Source organism: Bartonella pachyuromydis (assembly GCF_039543065.1).
Lineage (GTDB): Bacteria > Pseudomonadota > Alphaproteobacteria > Rhizobiales > Rhizobiaceae > Bartonella > Bartonella pachyuromydis.
Genome location: NZ_BAABJA010000009.1, coordinates 19,076 through 39,584, shown reverse-complemented (window position 1 = coordinate 39,584; position 20,509 = coordinate 19,076). Strand labels below are relative to the sequence as shown.

The 20,509-nt window shown below is 37.5% G+C and carries 12 protein-coding genes; 8 read left to right on the top strand and 4 right to left on the bottom strand.

From position 1 onward, the window contains the following. The first annotated feature begins 750 nt into the window (after nucleotides 1-750). Nucleotides 751-1,782, top strand: a complete 1,032-nt coding sequence (locus ABD917_RS06500) for an aspartate-semialdehyde dehydrogenase (RefSeq protein WP_345119293.1) — start codon at nucleotides 751-753, stop codon at nucleotides 1,780-1,782. 335 nt (nucleotides 1,783-2,117) lie between these two features. Here ABD917_RS06500 and ABD917_RS06495 read toward each other — a convergent pair whose 3' ends face one another. After that, a complete protein-coding gene (locus ABD917_RS06495) occupies nucleotides 2,118-2,744 on the bottom strand; it encodes an SH3 domain-containing protein (RefSeq protein ID WP_345119292.1) in 627 nt (208 codons plus the stop codon). Between the two features lie 505 nt (nucleotides 2,745-3,249). Here ABD917_RS06495 and ABD917_RS06490 point away from each other — a divergent pair. Genes ABD917_RS06490 through ABD917_RS06480 form a run of 3 tightly spaced genes read left to right on the top strand, consistent with a single transcriptional unit; the run spans nucleotide 3,250 to nucleotide 5,782 of the window. Then, nucleotides 3,250-4,068 carry a MetQ/NlpA family ABC transporter substrate-binding protein gene (locus ABD917_RS06490; protein WP_345119291.1) on the top strand — a complete coding sequence of 273 codons (819 nt, stop codon included), beginning with the start codon at nucleotides 3,250-3,252 and terminating at the stop codon, nucleotides 4,066-4,068. 27 nt (nucleotides 4,069-4,095) lie between these two features. Then, on the top strand, nucleotides 4,096-5,130 hold the full coding sequence (locus tag ABD917_RS06485; protein ID WP_345119290.1) for a methionine ABC transporter ATP-binding protein: 1,035 nt from the start codon (nucleotides 4,096-4,098) through the stop codon (nucleotides 5,128-5,130). Continuing rightward, entirely contained in the window at nucleotides 5,123-5,782 is a 660-nt protein-coding gene (locus ABD917_RS06480; protein WP_345119289.1) for a methionine ABC transporter permease, read from the top strand. Before ABD917_RS06485 ends, ABD917_RS06480 begins: the two co-directional genes overlap by 8 nt. Nucleotides 5,783-5,788: 6 nt before the next feature. On the opposite strand, the gene ABD917_RS06475 is transcribed toward ABD917_RS06480, so the two are convergent. Further along, nucleotides 5,789-6,268 (bottom strand): MaoC family dehydratase, encoded by a 480-nt coding sequence (locus ABD917_RS06475; RefSeq protein WP_345119288.1) that lies wholly within the window; start codon nucleotides 6,266-6,268, stop codon nucleotides 5,789-5,791. Between the two features lie 169 nt (nucleotides 6,269-6,437). On the opposite strand from ABD917_RS06475, the gene ABD917_RS06470 reads away from it, so the two are divergent. From ABD917_RS06470 to ABD917_RS06455, 4 genes are all read left to right on the top strand, one after another. Then, nucleotides 6,438-7,769: an NAD(P)H-dependent oxidoreductase gene (locus tag ABD917_RS06470; RefSeq protein WP_345119287.1), complete on the top strand. Its 1,332-nt coding sequence runs from the start codon at nucleotides 6,438-6,440 to the stop codon at nucleotides 7,767-7,769. 1,072 nt (nucleotides 7,770-8,841) lie between these two features. Beyond that, a complete protein-coding gene (locus ABD917_RS06465; RefSeq protein ID WP_345119286.1) occupies nucleotides 8,842-9,579 on the top strand; it encodes a creatininase family protein in 738 nt (245 codons plus the stop codon). Between the two features lie 16 nt (nucleotides 9,580-9,595). Then, entirely contained in the window at nucleotides 9,596-10,624 is a 1,029-nt protein-coding gene (locus ABD917_RS06460; RefSeq protein WP_345119285.1) for a CobW family GTP-binding protein, read from the top strand. Between the two features lie 10 nt (nucleotides 10,625-10,634). Then, nucleotides 10,635-11,606: a WD40 repeat domain-containing protein gene (locus tag ABD917_RS06455; RefSeq protein WP_345119284.1), complete on the top strand. Its 972-nt coding sequence runs from the start codon at nucleotides 10,635-10,637 to the stop codon at nucleotides 11,604-11,606. An 838-nt stretch (nucleotides 11,607-12,444) separates the two neighbouring features. Here the strand turns inward: ABD917_RS06455 and ABD917_RS06450 are convergent. Both ABD917_RS06450 and ABD917_RS06445 read right to left on the bottom strand, forming a co-directional pair. Continuing rightward, complete coding sequence (locus ABD917_RS06450) at nucleotides 12,445-17,400, bottom strand: autotransporter outer membrane beta-barrel domain-containing protein (protein ID WP_345119283.1); 4,956 nt, start codon at nucleotides 17,398-17,400, stop codon at nucleotides 12,445-12,447. A 170-nt stretch (nucleotides 17,401-17,570) separates the two neighbouring features. Beyond that, nucleotides 17,571-20,177: an autotransporter outer membrane beta-barrel domain-containing protein gene (locus ABD917_RS06445; protein ID WP_345119282.1), complete on the bottom strand. Its 2,607-nt coding sequence runs from the start codon at nucleotides 20,175-20,177 to the stop codon at nucleotides 17,571-17,573. Between the last annotated feature and the right edge of the window lie 332 nt (nucleotides 20,178-20,509).

Sequence of the window (20,509 nt, the reverse complement as noted above, 5' to 3'; positions counted from 1 at the left end):
CCGACCATCGTAAAATACTCTCATTTTAAACCATACCCCATTAAATCAAAAAAACTATTCTCTTGCACATCATGGGCATGGCTGGTGTGCAACTAAAAATTGTATAAAAATTGCTTCTCATAAATACTTTTAAAGGTAAGAGCTTTCACCCCATTAAGAACTGGCAAAGGGGATAATGATACCGACTTGCTCCTTCACAAGCATACAGATGGTGAAACATAATGGCTTTATCTTTATACCATTCATAATTACCCTCATGCAATGCACATAAGTGCTTTAAGAGCTGTCCCTTTCAAACAAGAGCGTCAATATGCAATAGAATAGCATTCTGTTCTTCACGACAAATGTATCCTCATAAGGTCCTAGCTATCCAAGAAACACTTAAAATAAAATGAAATATAAAAAACTTTACCAACGCAATACAAGATGTAATTGTTACAACATTCAACGTCTCAAGAGCAACAATTCATATAAAGATGAAGAATTCACGAGATGAGAATACTGTAAAAAAAGACTGATACAGTTTGATATCAGTATTTCCTTTTGTAACACTTAAAATTTTAGAAGAATGGTAAATTTAAATAAACTGATCTGCTCTCTATAGATTATAATGGGCATGCACAAATTAAAGCTGCGAACAAAAATAAACCTTCTAAAAATAATATTCATTTAAATATTCCTTGACCAACTTGCCTTCTCCTGAGTATAGCCCAAAGGGAGAAGATGAAGAGAGGAACAGGAGTATAGAAAATGGGTTTTAAAGTTGCAGTTGTTGGCGCAACGGGAAATGTTGGTCGTGAAATGCTCACAATTTTAGAAGAGCGTGGTTTTCTTACTCATGAAGTCGTTCCTTTAGCGTCACGACGTTCCTTAGGGCAAGAGGTTTCTTACGGTGATAAAACTTTAAAAGTAAAAGCACTTGATAGTTACGATTTTTCTGACACAGATCTTTGTCTCATGTCTGCGGGGGGAAGTGTTTCTAAAGAATATGCTCCTAAAATCGCTGCTGCAGGCTGTGTCGTCATCGATAATTCATCCGCTTGGCGCTATGATGCAAATGTTCCTTTAATTGTGCCTGAAGTCAATGCACAAGCCATTGATGCATTTTCCAAGCGCAATATTATTGCCAATCCTAATTGTTCAACAATTCAACTTGTTTTAGCGTTAAAGCCTCTCCATGATGCAGCAATCATTAAACGTGTCGTTGTATCCACTTATCAATCGGTTTCTGGAGCAGGTAAAGAAGGAATGGATGAACTCTTTGAACAATCACGAGCTGTTTTTGTTGCCGATCCCATCACAATAAAAAAATTCACCAAACGCATTGCTTTTAATGTCATTCCCCATATCGATGTTTTTATGGAAGATGGTTATACAAAAGAAGAATGGAAAATGACAGCGGAGACAAAGAAAATACTTGATCCTAAAATCAAGTTAACAGCCACAGCTGTCCGCGTTCCTGTCTTTATTGGTCATGCTGAGGCCGTTCATGTTGAATTTGAAAAACCACTAAGCGCTCATGAAGCACAAGCCCTTCTACGCGATGCGCCTGGCTGCCAAGTGATTGATAAACGCGAAGATGGTGGCTATATAACACCCTATGAAAGCACGGGTGAAGATGATACCTTTATTAGCCGTATTCGTGAAGATATCACCGTTGAAAACGGTTTAGCTTTCTGGGTTGTTGCGGACAATTTAAGAAAGGGAGCTGCATTAAATGCTGTTCAAATAGCTGAATTACTCGCATCCCGCAACTTGATAAAGCCTAAATCAGCAAATTAAACAAAAAGGGCAGCAAAAAACATTCTTTTGCTTTATGCTGCCCTGTTTTCTTAACCCTGCCAACAACCCTTACCCACTGTCTTCCTCCCCACACCTTCAAATGGTAAAGATTTCTCCTCATACTAGTTTATAAAAAACAGCTTTTTATCTCGCAAACTCCACCTGATAACCATTTCTATAATTTACTTGCATAAGGCTGCAAAACATTCCTTGAATACGCACAATATACTTTTAAATACTTGAATGTATAAAGTCTATATGCCTTATATCACGAGGCCTCAAACAACGGTGTTTCACAGCATAATTATAAGACACGTGTTGGATTTCTTTTTCTCTTATGGAGCAGGATAAGTCACAACACGATAGCGCGTTTCACTGCGTTCAAAGTTTTTGAAATTAACATCTTCAGGAAAAAAGGGATTGTAAGCGTTCACGTGCTTTACAGAAACACCCTGTGCCTTTGCTGATGGATTTAAAATCGTTCGTTCATCCCTTTTTTTAACACCTGTAGAATCAATAATCATTTTAGTTTTGTAGAATTTTGACGCCTTTTTCTGTGTTTTTTCAGGAACAGCAAGATTTTTTAAACCAGAAACAATCTGCTTTACCTTTTGCTTTTGTGTTTTTATGGTAGAATTTGACTTCACAGGCATATCTGTAAAAGAGATTGTAGGAACATTATTGACATTTAAATAACGTGCAAACACCCACCCAACCTTTCCATTATAACCAAGCGAACACCAACTTTTATTGGAGAGACAGCCATTAATTCGCACTTTTTCTCCCGTTGGAATAGTTGCAATAACTTTATAAGCTGTCGCTGGACCTGATCGTAAAACCGCCTGACCTAATGCTACACGAGCAACAGTTTCATGCGCTGCATGAGCAGTCGTCACTCCAAGCGCGACAACACCAAAAGCTGATAAAATCAGAGTTGTTGATAAAAAAATTCTTTTAAACATGATGTTTTTTCCTCTCCAAAATACAAAGGGCAAAATATTTACCTTAGCAAAAATTTGCCGTGTTTAAATCAAATGGTGATCAATGTCTGTTCAAAGAAATTCACCATATTTTAAGAAAAGTTCATCCCTTAACTAATCTATACACACGGTCTATTGTCTTGATTGCGCACTATTTTCCACATGGATTTACCAGCAAAACGTCATCTGACCACTTTGCTCTATAAGCAATCGTCACTTAAAGAAGTTCTGAAATTACCTTTGGTTCCCCCAAAAAAGCATTAAAAGAAAAGAAATTATTGCTAAAATTGAAGAGCAATACCGCCCATACAGGATGTTATTTGGCAAAGAATGCTGATGAGTATAGAAAAATAATAGTCTTTTTTGCATAAAAGTGATTGAATATTTTATGAAGCTTTTATAGTCTCAAATCTCTTTAAATAAAGGCAGAGTATATTGATATTCTCTCAAGAAATCTCTTGAAAAAGCAAAGGAAAGGCAAAAGCACATGACCGTAAAGAAATTATTCCGCAGTGCAACTATCGAACTCCTCCTTTCTCTTTTTGCAGTTTTTTTGTCCATTTCCTTTTCCATGGCAGCAGATAAATCAAAAATAAAACTCGGTGTTATGGAAGGGCATGAAGCAACTATTTGGCAAGTCGCAGCACAACAAGCTAAAAAAGCTGGTTTAGAGATTACACTTGTTTATTTTTCTGATTACACGCTACCCAATGATGCTGTAAATGCTGGAGAAATTGATGCAAATGCTTTTCAACACACACCCTATCTAAATAATCAAATGGAACAGCGTGGTTATAAACTTTCAACCGTAGGATATACGTTTCTTGCCCCAATTGGTGTCTATTCATACAAGATCAAAGACTTAAAAGAGCTTTCTGATGGAGCACATGTTGGCATACCTAATGATCCAACAAATGGTGGAAGAGCCTTACTCCTTCTCAATTCATTAGGTCTTATTAAACTCAAAGATCCTCATGATATCCTTACCTCGCCACTTGATATTATTGAAAACCCTAAAAACTTGCAAATACGTGAATTAGATGCCGGTATGTTAGGGCGAGCAGTTGATGACTTTGATATTGCCGTTATAAACACAAACTGGGCTTTGGTTTCTGGATTAGATTTACAACAAGATGCAATCGCATGGGAAAAGGCAGAAAATAATGCCTATAATAATATCATTGTTGTACGTAGTAGCGAAAAAGATGAACATTGGGTCAAAAAATTAGTCACTGCTTATAATAGTGAACCTGTTCGTGCAAAAATCAAAGAAATTTTTGGGCCAGCAGCTAAAACATCTTGGTAATTGTGCCAAACATCTTGGTAATTTTGAATGGAAAAACCCGCTCTTATCTCCTTAAAAAATATCAGCCGTTGTTTTAACAAAACGGCTGGTATTCCAGCAGTGAATAATCTCTCCCTCAATATCCATGCGGGTGAAATTCTTGGCATTATTGGACGCAGTGGAGCAGGAAAATCCACACTTATTCGCTGTTTAAATGGATTAGAAAAAATTGATTCAGGGTCTGTTTTTTTTGAAGGTGTGGATGTTTCAAATCTTTCAGAGCCAGAATGGGCACCTTATCGTCAACGTATTGGCATGATTTTTCAACATTTCAATCTGTTATCATCACAAAATATTCTCGATAACATTGCACTACCACTAAAATTAAGTGGTATAAATAAAAAACAACGCCACAAACGTGCCCTTGAACTCATTGAATTGGTAGGATTATCTGGTAAAGAATATTGTTATCCAGCAGAGCTATCAGGGGGGCAGAAACAACGTGTTGGTATTGCCCGCTCTCTAACTGCTAATCCTAAAATATTGCTCTCAGATGAAGCAACCTCTGCTCTTGATCCTGAAACAACGCAATCTATTTTAGAACTTCTTGCCGATATTAATAACCGCCTTAATCTCACCATTGTGCTTATCACCCACGAAATGGAAGTTGTACGCACCATTGCACACCGTGTTGTTGTTCTCAACCAAGGGCGCATCGTAGAAGAAGGACGTGTAAAAGATATTTTCACCTCACCACAAGATGATACAACCATCGCCATGCTCAAGCTTGTTACCCCTCAACTTCCTGAAAAATTTGCCAAAAATCTTAAATCAAAAGGCAATGAAGCTGTCATTGAAATCAATATTGCCGGAGAGATTGCCCAACAACCTTTTCTCAATCTTCTCGAAGATGAAACTGGTTTTAGAGCACGTATTTTACATGGTGGTATTGATACAGTCCAAGGTGAAACTATCGGGCGATTATTTTTAGGTTTTCCTGCAAAAGATAAAGAAGCTTTAGAAAAAGCTGTTCAGTGGTTAACTCAAAAAGGGCGATATTGCGAGGTTTTAGGCTATGTTTAATGTTCTCTCTCATGAACTTCCCAATGCCGTTTTTGATACAATATTGATGACGATAAGTGCTTCTTTGATGGCACTTATGATAGGACTTCCACTTGGTCTTCTTCTTTATACAACTGCACGCGGAGGTATTTTTGCCTCATGGCTTATCAATCGCCCTTTGAGCATCATCATTGATAGTATTCGCGCCATTCCCTTTATTATTCTTGCATTTTATCTTCTCCCGATTACACGTATGGTGGTAGGAAGAGGAGTAGGAATGCCTTCAGTAATCTTTGTCCTCACCATTTCAGCTATTCCTTTTTATGCACGAATGGCCGAACTCTCTTTTAAAACCGTTGAAAACGGCCTTATTGAGGCTGTCCGTTCTATGGGGGCAAGTCGTCTACAAATTATCAAGCATGTTCTCATCCCTGAAGCGCTCCCGAGCCTTATCACTGGTTTTACAGTCATGATGATTTCCCTTATAGGAGCCACTTCACTTGCTGGTTATCTTGGTGGAGGCGGTTTAGGCGACATGGCCATTCGCTATGGCTACCAGCGTTATAACACCTCCATCATGACAAGTGTCATCATTCTTTTGATCATTCTCAACGTCATTACCCAATGGACTTCTGATAAAATTGTACAAAAGCTGGATAAAACAAAGCACTAAAATAAGCTAGGAATTTGCATAATTTTGCCCAACCATAGCAACAATAAGCCACTGAGCTGTAAGAGCTGGTTTTTTAAACTGTTCAATTTCCACAGTGACATCATAATGAAAAACAACTCGACCAGAAGGACGCACTTCAGCATCATTTAAAACAAAACGAGCACGCACCCGTACACCTGTTTTCACAGGGCTCATAAAACGTACTTTATCAAAACCGTAATTAATCCCCATTGTTGCCCCTTCCAACTCTGGAAGTGTCTCATAAGCGAATGTAGATAAAAGTGACAAGGTTAAAAAACCATGAGCGATAGTGCCACCAAAAGGCGTTTTTTTAGCTCTTTCCTCATCTACATGTATCCATTGATAATCATCTGTTGCGCATGCAAATTGATTAATCATATCTTGTGTAACAAGACGCCATTGCGATAATCCCACCTCTTTGCCAATAAAATTGGCTACATCTTGTACTGCTATTTTTTGCTGCATAACGCTATTCCTGTTTTATGTGCTAAAAATACCCCATCCCTCTTGCTTTTATAAAACCCATTGATTAGAGCATCAAGGAGAAAAGATAAACTATCTTAAAGGTAAATGCGCCTTATAAATTTAAGAAAATACTCTTTATAGCAAGGTAATGTGCAAATAGGAAAAAATAATGGCAAGCAATGTAAGCCTAACAGGTTTAGCACATGATTTGAGGCAACGTGCAGAAAACCACCCCCCCATCCGTATTGGGCTGATTGGCTGCGGTGAAATGGGAACAGATTTGCTCTCAAGCGTTGCACATATGGATGGTATAACAGTGGCAGCCGTTGCCACAAGAACACCTTCACGTGTTTTTGATGCCGCCACATTAGCCTATGGTGAAGATGGATATGTCCGTGAGGTTGAAAATACTCATGCTCTAACAAAAACCATTGAAAAAGGTTTAATTGCCGCAACAGACGATATCAACCTTGTGCTACGCCATGAACAAATTGATATTATCGTTGATGCAACAGGCTATCCTGAAGCTGGAGCTGAAATTGGTATCAAAGCACTTGAGAATAATAAACATCTTGTCATGATGAATGTTGAAGCAGATGTTACAATTGGTACTTATCTGAAACATGAAGCAGAAAAACGAGGTCTCGTTTATACACTTGGTGCTGGTGATGAACCAACTTCTTGTATGGAACTCATCGAATTTGTTTCAGCCCTTGGGCATAAGATTGTTGCAGCTGGGAAAGGAAAAAATAATCCCCTCCTCTTTGAGGCTACACCGGATGCTTACGAAGAAGAAGCATTACGACGTAACATGAATGTTCGTATGCTTGTTGAATTTATTGATGGTTCAAAAACAATGGTTGAAATGGCAGCAATTGCCAACGCCACTGGGCTTCTACCTGATTGCCCAGGCATGCATGGACCACAAACAGCATTGCAAGATTTAAATAAAGTGCTTATTCCACAACAAGATGGTGGCCTTTTAAAACACTACGGTGTTGTGGATTATTCAACAGGTCCAGGTGTTTCTCCAGGTGTTTTTGTCATTGCAGAAATAGCACACCCGCGTCTGCGCGAACGTATGGAAGATTTAAAAATTGGTCAAGGACCTTACTTTACCTTTCATCGCCCCTATCATTTAACGGCAATGGAAGTCCCCCTTACCTGTGCACGGGTTATGCTTTATGGCAAAAAGGACATGGCACCACTTAACCACCCTGTCGCAGAAGTCTGTGCTGTTGCGAAAAAAGATTTATATCCTGGCGATCAGTTAGATTTTATTGGTCTTTATAGTTATCGCGCTTGGATCATGAACTATACAGAAGCCCGTGCACAGCAAGCCATTCCTTGTGGTCTTTTAGAAAAAGCAACAGTAACTGCTGAAATTAAAAAAAATGAACTCATTACGGTGCATAACACTGCTATTCGTGAAGATCAATGGATTGCACGCCTTCGCACCAAACAAAACCTTTTGCTCCATTCCCCACTTTCTTCTCACTAATACATCAAAAATCTATTATTATCTTTATAAAACAATATGTTAATTCACAAAGATAATTTTATTATCCTATCACTTGGATAAAAGTCTCAATACGGTACAATACACTTCTTCTTACCCCTCTTAGGATGAATAAATTTAAAAACATTCATTTAACCTTACAAATAAACTAGGCATATAGATAAAATTTTTATGGAAGAAAAATATCTTTTCTCAATTCATTTTAATACAAGGACAATCATGGCATTGGAATCTAGCTAACAAAGTGAATGATAGAATTCGCTTGTACCTTGCATAAATAACATAATCACACCCGATAGATTTTGCTTTATTCTTTTCATAGCGAATATTCTGAATGAAAATTGTAAACACATTGTCAAAACAACGCATGAATTGATAATGTATCATTTATCATTTTTATTGCCTTAGAATTTCAAACATAGAAATATTTTTTGCTTTATTCCAATTTAAAGGCATAAAAAATATTCAAATGTGCTTCCCATAAAAGACGAGAATCCGCGAATATACTCATTAAAACTAGTAAAAGAAAAATTAGGAAACACTTCTTTCTATCCTTTTGTAATAATCACACAATCGCCTTGAATGAAGAGCGCAAGAAATCTCTATTCAAATCAAAATCTGTAACACTCTTAAATCTCTGCAACAATAGAAATGATTTGGTTATTTTCCCCCCATGACAAAAGAAGAATATTCGCTACCTTAGCGAACTTTGAGTTTTTAGTATATAGATGAAAAAATTATTGAATAATATGATGTGGAGTATTTGCTTTTCCTCAATACTTAATTGTCAAAAACAACAGCAGACATCAGGAAACTCTATAAAAGATATATCTTCTTTAAATAGGTGAACCTCATATTATAACAAAAATTGCGGTGTTTCTTCTCAATGAGATCTTCATTATTTCTCATAAATCTCTCACCTGCATTACACACATATTTGAAATAAAAATGGCTTCTATTTGCGTTTCTCTCATAGATAGATTACGGTATAAGGAACGACTCTACCATTTTGATCACTTTGTCTCTATTGACTTTTCTTTTAGGCAATAAGTTTATGGTATCCAACACGCCTTTTCTCGTTCTTTTGCCCTTGGGCGCCCATGAATATCATGGAAGTCATCTCCCCTTTGAAACCGATTGGATCATTGCTGAAGCCTTTGCAAAAGCACTCATACGACAAACAAAAGAGCAATTTTCTATTGCACTTTTACCAGTTGAAAAAATTGGTTATTCTATAGAACATATGGATATTACAGGCACAAAAACTCTCACCTTTTCTGAAGCTATTGAGCGCTGGATCAGTATCGGTGAGAGTTGCTATCGTAAAGGTATTAAACGTTTTCTTCTTCTCAATGCTCATGGGGGTAATTCACCTTTAATAAGCATTGTTACAACCGAATTACGAAGACGTTTTTCAATGCTTGCGGTTGCAACAAGCTGGAGTCGTTTTGGTCTACCACAAGGTTTAATGGAACCGTCTCAACAGCATCTTGATATCCATGGAGGATTTATCGAAACCTCCTTAATGCTTTATTTAGCACCCCAAAAAGTGCATATGGAAAAAGCACAAAATTTTCATAACAAGCAAGCTGATATGATTGCCAATTATCGGTATTTACGGGCTTATGGTCCTCATGCCTTTGGATGGATGATGCGTGATCTCAATCCCCAAGGAGCAGCAGGTAATGCAAGCCAAGCAACCTCAAAAGCAGGTGAAGCAATTTTTTCTCATGTTCTTTGTGGGCTGCGTGATTTACTTGATGATATCAATCGATTTAACATAAACGCATAAGGATAAAAGGCCCTTTATGGAAAAGATACAAAATACGCCAAAGAAACTTCCCGTTACAGTTCTCACTGGCTATCTTGGCTCAGGAAAAACCACTCTACTCAATCGCATTCTCAGCGAAAATCATGGCAAACGTTACGCAGTCATCGTTAATGAATTTGGTGAAATTGGCATCGATAATGATCTTATCGTTGAATCGGATGAAGAAATTTATGAAATGAATAATGGCTGTGTTTGCTGTACTGTACGCGGTGATCTTATTCGCGTTCTGGAAAGCTTAATGCAACGTTCTCATCGATTTGATGCTATCATTATAGAAACAACAGGACTTGCTGATCCTATTCCCGTAGCACAAACCTTTTTCATGGATGATACTGTCCATGAAAAAACAGCTCTTGATAGTGTCATCGCAGTCGTTGATGCAAAACATTTTCCTTCTCAACTTAAAGAAAGCCGTGAAGCTGAAGACCAAATTGCCTTTGCTGATATCATTCTTTTAAATAAAATTGATCTTGTCAATGAAGGAGAGCGTTCCCACGTTGAATCCCTTATTCTGACAATTAATCCGCGAGCAGTACTTTACACAACAGAACGTGCCAATATCTCTCTTGATAAGCTTCTCAATCTTGGTTCTTTCGATCTTCAGCGCACTCTCGAGAATGAACCCCATTTTCTTGATCATTACCATTCAGATCATATCTGTGGTCCAAATTGTGATCATGATCATCAACACCAGCACATATCTACTATTCATGATGTTACGGTCACTTCTGTAAGTTTAAAAACAGGAGCTCTTAAACCAGAAAAATTTTTTCCATGGATACAACAGATTACACAACAACAAGGTCCTGATATTTTGCGTTTAAAAGGGATTATCGCCTTTCAAGGAGATGATGATCGTTATGTCATCCAAGGCATACATATGATTCTTGAAGGACAACATCAACGCCCATGGCATGAGGATGAAAAACGTGAAAGTCGACTTGTTTTTATCGGCCGCACTCTTGATGCTGAAAAACTAAGAACTGGTTTTGAAAATTGCGCGTAAGTGAGTAACAATGCCAAGTATAAGCAAGTATGATCTTAAAGGCTACTGCCTCTCCTGTGGTTTTATAGGCAATAAACCAGCCTTCGTTTCTGTGGAAGGTTTTATTGTTTTTTTAACCCCAACGCCACAAGTTATTGAAATTCATCAAGGAATAATTTCCTGTGATTTTTCCCCTGATAATACAGCAATCATCACGGGTGGAGAGGATGGCAAAGTTTGTCAAACAACAGCAGATGGTCACACAAAACTATTGGGAGAACAAAAAGGCAAATGGATAAACAAAGTAGCTTTTGGATCACAGTCAACTTTTGCTTTTGCCACCTCACGTTTAACATGGGCAGATGTCGGAAAAGGAAAACAAGAACTTATTCATGAACGCAGTGTAGAAGGTCTTGCTTTCGCCCCAAAGGGTTTACGACTTGCCGTTGCCCATTACAATGGTATTACTCTTCATTGGCTCTCAACGCAAACCTCTCCTACCACACTGGTATGGAAAGGAGCGCATTTTGATGTCACCTTCTCACCAGACAATCGCTATGTCATTTCTACTATGCAAGAAAATGCCCTCCATGGCTGGCGTCTTGCCGATAATCAACATTTACGCATGAGTGGCTACCCAAACAAAGTCAAAAGCTGGTCTTGGAGTGCAAAAGGAAAATGGCTCGCAACATCAGGAGCATCAGCAGCAATTGTTTGGCCCTTTCATACAAAAGACGGTCCTATGGGTAAAAGACCATTAGAACTCGGAACAAGAGCAAACGCACTTGTCACTACCGTCTCATGCCATCCAAGCGAAGGAATTGTCGCAATTGGCTTTAATGATGGAATGATTTTATGTGCTCATTTTCGCGATGGAAAAGAAGCACTGCTCAAAGATTGTGGGGAAAGTGCCATCTCAGCACTAAACTGGGATCAGACGGGACATAACCTATCCTTTGGCAGTGAAAGTGGTGAGTGTGGCATTATCAACATCACTGTTTAAGAAAATCAATAACAATGATTACAAATGAAACACCTCTCACCCCTTTAGATATAATTGAGCACAAAATTCTACTCTCTCTAAAGAAAAACCACACACACCCAATGGAAGAATATTTTAAAAATATCTGAGCGTTTTACCTTTGAAGATTGCTGATTTATCTTTTTCTATAAAGTGAAAAACATCGCCCTTAAACAAATCATAAGAGAAAAGTCTCCTCAGATAAAACCCTGTTCCATACCGCAAATTTCCACGCAAAATATCTTGAAAACTTCTATGAAAGAATGACCTGCCATCATCACCTAAAAATACCAACAAACCTACTCCCAATATCAAAAGAGAGGAAACTTCAAGCTATTTTGTCTAAACCGTCTGAGAAAAATTAAAAAATCCATCATATTTGAAATATATTACCCTAAAAATACGCAAAAAAACTTTTGAAAATATCACACGTTCTTCCAATCACAATGTTAACATTTACTTTTTCAAAGTCTCTGCTTATAAATTCTCTTTTCTCACACGATCATTTGTAATACCAATGATTGCGACATATATCATCTTAATATCTTTTACGTTTCTGTAGAAAAGAGAATAAATTCAATCTCCCTTTTGCAAATTTTGCATAGATGCCCATATTGCAAAAAAGAAAAAATCATAACTGTAAAAATACAATAAAGCACATTTGAAATATCCTCTCCCTTTATTTTACCTTCTTTCTTACTCAAAATAAAAAACACCTGAGCCAAAACTAAAAAAAGAAGAAAATAAAACAAAGATATAGATGCTATCTATAACAGTTCATAGACTGTAGATTTTACAGAAAAATGTACGCCACACTTTCTCAAAAAAGATGACGCAAACCAGCAGAAAAACTTGCTCCTGAAAACCCTGCTTTGGTAAGTCGATGCTGATAGATTATATCTCCATGAAGTACAAATTTCGGAGAAAGCCGAGCATTAAAGCCAAGCCCTACCTCTAAAGGAAAACCAAAATCACTTAATTGGAAATCTTTTTTAAAAGAAACAAACTGTCTATCTCCAAAACTATGTGAAAAATAAAGCATACTATAAAAGGAAGCAACACGCCCTATCTTAGATGTGGTAAGAGTTTTGCTTAAACGCGCACCAATCCGCCCCGTCCATTGAGAAAATTTTCCCAGATCAACATCAATATGATCAACATCACGTACACGATCAAATTGAAGATGTTGATAAACAAGCTGAACCTGTGGATCAAAAACAACCATCTTATGTCCCATTGTAAACGCTTTACCACTAGTCAAAGAAGCACTAAACTGTTTACCTTTTAATGTTGCAGCCTTGCCCCGTGCAAGAGTGAACACATCTCCGCGAAATAGACCATAAGAGAATACCCCATCCATATACACCCCTGTATCATGCTGCAGATTTCCATAACCAGCAATGGACCATTTATTAAATAGACTCTTTTTACCGTGTTGAACAGCTTGAGGATACAGAGAAAGGCTTCCATAAGTTCCCATAAGGCCAAAGGATGTGCGACTATATAAACTTTCAATTCCCTTCAAAAAAGCACCTGCCTCTATAGCGTTATAATCAAAATCTCCTCCATAGCCATATTCAAAAGCAGACAAATTTGGAGCATAATGGTGACTTCCACCATAACCGCGAACAAAAAATGCGGATTTTTCATCACCCTTCAAAGAACTATCAGAAGTATTTCTCATTTCCTCCAATTTTTTATTTTGAGAAGTAAAATCTATTAAGCCAGTATAAAATAAGGCATTTGGCAACAAGAGATAAGTTGGCAATTGCGGAACAACCGCCCTAATTCTTGGAGTGAATGAAACATCAGGCTTAACAGGAATAGGAAAAGCAGATATAGAGTCTACGGAAATAGAGGGAGAAGATGCAGATGATATAAACGTAGAATCCCTAGATGAAGGCTCTATTGAATCAGAGGATACAGACAAAGAATTTTCAGGAAGAGTCTCAACAGATTTAGATGGAACAGATGTAGAATCTACGGAAGAGGATGTAGATGAAATAGATATAGACGCAGAATTCGCAGAAGAAGAATTTACTGGATCAGATAACTCAGATGAAAAAGCCGTTGATGCGTCAGATTCAGTGAGAGTAGAATGAGAATCTGTCGATGAAGAACTTATAGAATCAGATCGCGCAGAAGAAGATTCTGTAGATGCAGACGGCGTGGATATAGAAGCTGTAGAAGAAGTTTCAACTGAAACAGACGATGCAAATGTAGAACTTTCAAGAGGAGACTCAATATCCTTAGACAGCACAGACGTAGAATTTACAGAAAAGGATGTAGGCGAAACAGAAGTAGATGTAGAATTCGCAGGTGAAGGATTTACTGGAATAGATGATGCAGACGGCATAGATATAGAAGCCGTAGAAGAAGTTTCAACTGAAACAGACGATGCAAATGTAGAACTTTCAAGAGGAGACTCAATATCCTTAGACAGCACAGACGTAGAATTTACAGAAAAGGATGTAGGCGAAACAGAAGTAGATGTAGAATTCGCAGGCGAAGGATTTACTGGAATAGATGATGCAGACGGCGTGGATATAGAAGCTGTAGAAGAAGTTTCAACTGAAACAGACAACGCAGAAGAAGATTCTATAAGTGCAGACGAATCTTCCATTGAAAGAATTCCAACCGAAACAGACGAAGCCGCAGATGTTGAACTTTCAGGAAGAGATTCAACAGTCTTAGGCAGTATAGGCGTAGTATCTACAGAAGAGGATGTAGGTAAAACAGAAGCAGACGTAGAATTCACAGATAGAGAATTTATTGGTTCAGATGACTGAGACGGAGAAGATCGTGATGAATCAGATCTAGAGAGAGTAGAATTAGAGCTTGTAATCGAAATTTTTGTAGGAATAAGCCGCCTAGAAGGAAATTTAGCTGGAACATCAGAAGTAGATGATACAGATTCCCTAGGCAAAGAGGATCTGGATAATTCCGATGCAATAAGCTCAGATGAAGACGTAAAATTCGTAGGCAGAGAATTTACTTGATCAGATGCCTCCGTTGGTGATTCAACTGAAATAGATGAGCCCACAGATGTAGAACTTTCAGGAAGAGATTCAACAGTCTCAGGCAGCATAGGCGTAGTATCTACAGAAGAGGATGTAGGTAAAACAGAAGCAGACGTAGAATTCACAGATAGAGAATTTATTGGTTCAGATGACTGAGACGGAGAAGATCGTGATGAATCAGATCTAGAGAGAGTAGAATTAGAGCTTGTAATCGAAATTTTTGTAGAAACAAGTCGCACAGAAGAAGAATCAGTGGGATCAGTAGAAGTAGATGATACAGATGTCTCAGATAAAGAGGATACGGATAATTCCGATGTAACAGGCCTAGATGAAGACGTAGAATTCTCAGATAGAGAATTTACTTGATCGGATGTCTCAGACGGAGAAGATGTTTCTGTGTTAAGTTGAAAGAGAGTAGAATTAGTATCTGTAGATAAAGGATCTACAGACTCAGATAATTCGGACAGAGAAGATAATAAAGGCAAAGTAGGTTCTAATGGAGTTTCTGCAATCTTAGGTGTTGATGTAGGCGCAACAGAAGGAAGTTGTGTTCCAGACGCTTCAGGCAAAGCAGATGCAGATTCCATAAAAGGAGATTCCTCTGGAACAGAGGAAGATATTGGTAAAACATGCATAGTTTCCACTGTAGAATTCTCATAAATAGATTCTCCAGTTTGCTCAATAGAAGGAGCTGGCACAGACTCTTTGGGGGAAAGATCAACAGACTTAGATGACACAAACGAAGTAGATACTAACGTATCAGATTCAGAGAGAGAAGACAATAAAGACGAAGCAGGCTCTAGCAAAGACTCTGTAGGAACAGATTCTGCTAAAGACGTAGGATCTATGGTAGGAAGGGGTAGAGAAACAGATTCAGAAGAATCTGATTTAGGATCAACATAAACACTTTCGAGACGAAAATCCCAAAAGTTTCCACTCCCAGAAACTAACCTATTTTGGGTATCTGCTTTTCCATGAGAAGAAGGACCATAAACACGAAGATGATACTGATAAGGCAAACCATTCATTACAATATAATCACTAACAAATTTAAATGAATCCTCCTGTGCCGTCCCAAAAACTTGAACAAGTGAAATACTTTCTTTACTACTTAAATTTCCTTGACCACTTGCTGATTTTTCTGAAACTTTAGAAAAGCCTTCCAACTGAAGCAGTGTAGTTCCAGAAACACTCCCATAGATCAAAATGCGATCCGTTTTTTGAGGATCCAACGAACCATCATCATTCACAAATGCACTGAGTTTAATCTGAACATTTCCCGTTGCACTATATACTAAATCCTCCGAGGTTGTCTGGCTTATATCACTTTTGGAACCAATGCGCAGCGTTTGATAACTAGGAGATGAATAGTGATCAAAAACAATTGTACTATTAGAAAGATTTACAGACGAAATATATGAATCTGTATAATCATCCCCTCGCGGTTCCATATGTTTACTTTTTGTTAAATTCCATGTCGAATCACGCGTTAATTCTAATTTAACAGTAGAGATATCCTCAACACGAATACCCCCTGTAAGTATAGAATTGTCCACTTTAACCAATAAAGAAGAGTTATTTTCAGCTTTTACTAACAAATCACCAGAGATGTTTGTTCGGCTTGATAATTCAATTGTCGCTTCAGCTCCATAAGCATCAGTTTCATGTCCAGTACTATAAATAGCGATACCATCCGGCACCCGAACAGTCGTCCCTGATAAAGAAACAGATGCCACTCCACTGATTATTTGTTCTGTTTTTGAAAGCTCTTCATCACTTAGATCCAACATATCAGCCCATACATTTGGATCTAACCCTACAAAATAAAAACCATATGTCCCCTCCCCTTGCACAGAAATATTTGACTGTTTAATCTGGAGAATTGTATTCTTAAACGTATTTGATGAATAAAATTCTTGAATTAATTCACCATTCTCATAAGCATAACCTGAAAAATTCGTAATCAAGAAACCATGCATATCAGTAAGTTGAATAGTATCATCCCTCAAATAAACATGACTACCTTGAGAAATATCAAAAGCTACTGGCAATTTATTAACTTCTTCATCATTAACTACAACCGTATATTCCTTCCCTTTTCCCTGAATATTTGTGGTATCAATAAGATACCGCCCCCGATGATCAGCTAAAAATCCACCAATCTCATTAAAAGTAACGGTACTGTCCGACATTCTAACAAATGCGCCAAAACCACTAACAAAACCCCTCCCTTTTATATTCGAATTATCTGATGCAGGTTGAACATTTACAGTCACGAAAGCAATATCCGCTTTTTCTCCCAATACATAAATAGCATCAGATACTCCAGTAATCGCTCCCCCTTCCATACGAACAACTGCATTCTTAACATTAAAATTGAATATATTCTTAAAACTTGAATTGGTTAGAACAAGCTTTCCACCATCTCCCACATATACTCCATATCCACCAATCAAATTTGGATGATCAACCGTAACATCTACCTTAGAAGCATTAACAACAGTCCCAGCGTTCTCTACAGATATAACTGTAAAGAAAGCAGGAACAGAAATATCCTCTTGAAAGCCGCTTAAATTATAAGTTTTATTTTTGATTATGTGTTTTCTACCATCACTGCATATATAAAAGCTTGCATCCACATTACAGCTATCTCCCAAATTATTAGAATTCGCACCAACGCGTACAACTGGTACAAAAGAAGAAACAATAGCTGTAACAGTAAATAAAAAACTATAACCCCTCAATATATTAATCATAGCTTTACAAATTATCCCCTTCTCCCCCCCTTTATTAAAACCAAATAGTATCTTCATAACAATAAGTTAAACACTAGTAGAGCAAGAAATATAAAGCTTCGAAAGCCATTTTTACTATTTCATAATAAACCCTATTCTCATGTAAAACTTATAATGTATCTTTCATCTATCTAAAAATGGTAACGAAGTCCTCCAGAAAAACGCGTACCTGAGAAACCAGCTTCGCTAAGCTTATGTTGATAGGTTACATCTCCATGCAAAGCAAATGTTGAAGATAATCGCGCATTAAAACCAACTCCTGTTTCTAGCAAAGAACCAAAAGCACCCAACTGAAACTTATCTCCGAAATGCACAAATTGTTTCTCTCCAAAACTACGAGCGAAATGCAGCTTTCCATTAAACGACACAATGCCCCCCGTTCGAGAGGCAGCAAGTACTTTACTTAAACGCCCACCAACGCGCATCACCCACTGGTTAGGTTTTCCCATCTCAATATCAAAACCATCAATATCAGATGCCTTATCAAATTGTAAATTTTGGTAAACAACCTGAACCTCTGGATCAAAAACAAAACCTTCATATCCTATCATAAGGGACGTACCGCCACTCAATGAAACACTCAGAGCATTTCCTTTCAATGCTGCTGTTTTTCCCCTTGCAAGGGTTAAGACATCACCTTTAAATAAACCATACGAAAATAGCCCATTTAGATAAAATCCTGTATCATGCTGCATGCTGCCATACGCTGTAACAGACCATTTATCAAATGCACTTTTTTTGCTCTCTACGACATCCTGAGGCTGTAAGGAAATCTTCCCATAAGTTCCCATAATTCCAAAGCTTGTGCTATAATCGGCACCCTTCATTGCTTTTAGTGAAACACCAGCCTCTACAGCATGATAACCAAGATCGCCTCCATAGCCATATTCAAGATCAGACAAATCTGAAACATAACGACCATTACCACCATAACTCCGCACAAAAAAAGCAGGATTTTCACTATTTTCTAAAAAGCCCCCAACAACAGTTCGAGATATTTCCGACTGCTTGTTTTGATTGCTAATATCCATTAAACCTGCATGAAACAAAACATTGGGCAAAAGAAGATATGTCGGAACTTGTGGCACAACAGCACTAACACCTATCTCATCAAGAATGTGCAAATCATTATTGGACACAATATCACTATAACTAAACCCAGCATCAGACGAACGCTGACGACGGGTATGAGAGACAACTTTCTTTGATTTAGAAGTAATTTTCTTAGAAGAAGACTTTATATATTCACGTTCAAGACGAAAATCCCAAAACTCGTTACTTGATTTATTACCTACAGCTAATCTTTTTACCGTATCAGCATTATTTAAAACCGACGCATAGGCTTTAAGACGATAGCGATAAGGAGCTCCCTTCAAAGCAACATAACCAACCGGCAGTTTAAAGGAATCTTGCTGCGCCTTTCCATAAACCTGAACAACTGAAATACTATTGTTATTTTTACGAACTGTACGAGGATTTACTTTCATCCTAGGATCTGATGGAACACTCCTCACATACAGCTTAGTTGATCCATAAACGTCACCATAAATCACAAGCTGATCAGCCTTCAGCTCTTTTGCCCCATTATATGCAGTAAGATATGCATTTACATACAAACGCGCATCCCCTCCTGCAACATAAGCATACCGTCCGTAATTATCCTCCAAATCTCCAATATACAATCTCTGATAATAACCATTTTGGGGTTTATTAAAGAAAATAGAACTATTAATAAGTCTTACAGACGAAACAGATGAATCTATAAAATATGAATCTTTCTGCTTACTGTTTCTCAGTGCCTTTTTATTTACCGTGACAGTCCACTGCGATTTATCAAATAATTCAACACCAGCATAAGAGTCTTTCTCAACATATGCTCCCCCTACAAGAAAAGAAGCATACGAATCAATGCTTACATACGAATTATTCTTAACTTCAAACAGCATATCAGCAAAGATACGTGTTCCTTCTGATGCAGTAATATAAGGATATCTCCTAGCATCATCACTATAAACAGCTGTTCCATCTGGAACTTTTAGAGTAGTATTCTTAAACTGGAATTCCCCTAAAGTAAAAAGAAGCTCTCCTGTTTCGTATTCATATTGCGAAAGCCCACCCCGAAAATACAAACCATTTGCTCCATGCCCTTTAAGAAGGATATCTGAGTTTTCAAAAACAACTCTAGATAAAGAAGCATCTTGTAACTCAGACACCCCTTCTTTGAAAGAAGGTTGCAAACTTTCAACCGCAAAACCATGAACATTAGCAACATTAATCTTGCTATCCCTAATAAAAAGAAAACCACCTTTCTCCACACCAAACACAGATTGCGATATAGTCTTGCCTTTTGTTTTTTTGCCATCACCACTGACAGAACCGTTATTAAAAAGAGTCTTCACATTTTCTCGCGCAATTACTGGTGATGTAACTTGCTCAGACCTATTAAATTTAAAAGTCCCCCCAACTTCTAAAATAGGCTCCTTTTTGTCCGCTAAATTAATAACTATGTTATTCAATTGGATCATAGGAAGAGCTTTTGTAGAGCTTGTATTTATTCCATTTATATAGGAAATATCACTATTTTTGATAGGACTATTAACAACATCACACGAATATTTCTTAAAAAGAGGAGCACAAGAAAGTCCATCTTGTGCATGAACAGCCATATCGTACACAAAGGAAAAAATAGACGTTGTAAGAGCACACAAACATACATGGCATTTTAAGACTTTAATCATAATTTATCATCAACTTTCTTCTCTCCTTCTCATTCAAAACAAAGGAACACATCTACCAATTGCTTCATTACGGAGCAATCCATTTAATTCGTTTTGAATAAATTGTAAAGCTAAAAACAAAAAAATAACATGATAAAGTCACTATTTATAAATTCACCATACATTTATGATTTTTAGATGAATATGTCACATGATGCATTTTATCTACTTTTATAGAAACCTTTTCCCATCATTTTATGCATAAAATTTGCCCCTAGATTACAAAACCCAGAGGCATCAATATGAACAATATGCAAAGAATAAAAGAATAGATAAGCAAAAATAAAGAACTC

What these genes read in the sequence shown, in the direction of transcription:
- ABD917_RS06500 (WP_345119293.1), top strand. Translation starts at nt 751, where the DNA reads ATGGGTTTTAAAGTTGCAGTTGTTGGCGCAACGGGAAATGTTGGTCGT.
- ABD917_RS06495 (WP_345119292.1), bottom strand. Translation starts at nt 2,744, where the DNA reads ATGTTTAAAAGAATTTTTTTATCAACAACTCTGATTTTATCAGCTTTT.
- ABD917_RS06490 (WP_345119291.1), top strand. Translation starts at nt 3,250, where the DNA reads ATGACCGTAAAGAAATTATTCCGCAGTGCAACTATCGAACTCCTCCTT.
- ABD917_RS06485 (WP_345119290.1), top strand. Translation starts at nt 4,096, where the DNA reads ATGGAAAAACCCGCTCTTATCTCCTTAAAAAATATCAGCCGTTGTTTT.
- ABD917_RS06480 (WP_345119289.1), top strand. Translation starts at nt 5,123, where the DNA reads ATGTTTAATGTTCTCTCTCATGAACTTCCCAATGCCGTTTTTGATACA.
- ABD917_RS06475 (WP_345119288.1), bottom strand. Translation starts at nt 6,268, where the DNA reads ATGCAGCAAAAAATAGCAGTACAAGATGTAGCCAATTTTATTGGCAAA.
- ABD917_RS06470 (WP_345119287.1), top strand. Translation starts at nt 6,438, where the DNA reads ATGGCAAGCAATGTAAGCCTAACAGGTTTAGCACATGATTTGAGGCAA.
- ABD917_RS06465 (WP_345119286.1), top strand. Translation starts at nt 8,842, where the DNA reads ATGGTATCCAACACGCCTTTTCTCGTTCTTTTGCCCTTGGGCGCCCAT.
- ABD917_RS06460 (WP_345119285.1), top strand. Translation starts at nt 9,596, where the DNA reads ATGGAAAAGATACAAAATACGCCAAAGAAACTTCCCGTTACAGTTCTC.
- ABD917_RS06455 (WP_345119284.1), top strand. Translation starts at nt 10,635, where the DNA reads ATGCCAAGTATAAGCAAGTATGATCTTAAAGGCTACTGCCTCTCCTGT.
- ABD917_RS06450 (WP_345119283.1), bottom strand. Translation starts at nt 17,400, where the DNA reads ATGATTAATATATTGAGGGGTTATAGTTTTTTATTTACTGTTACAGCT.
- ABD917_RS06445 (WP_345119282.1), bottom strand. Translation starts at nt 20,177, where the DNA reads ATGATTAAAGTCTTAAAATGCCATGTATGTTTGTGTGCTCTTACAACG.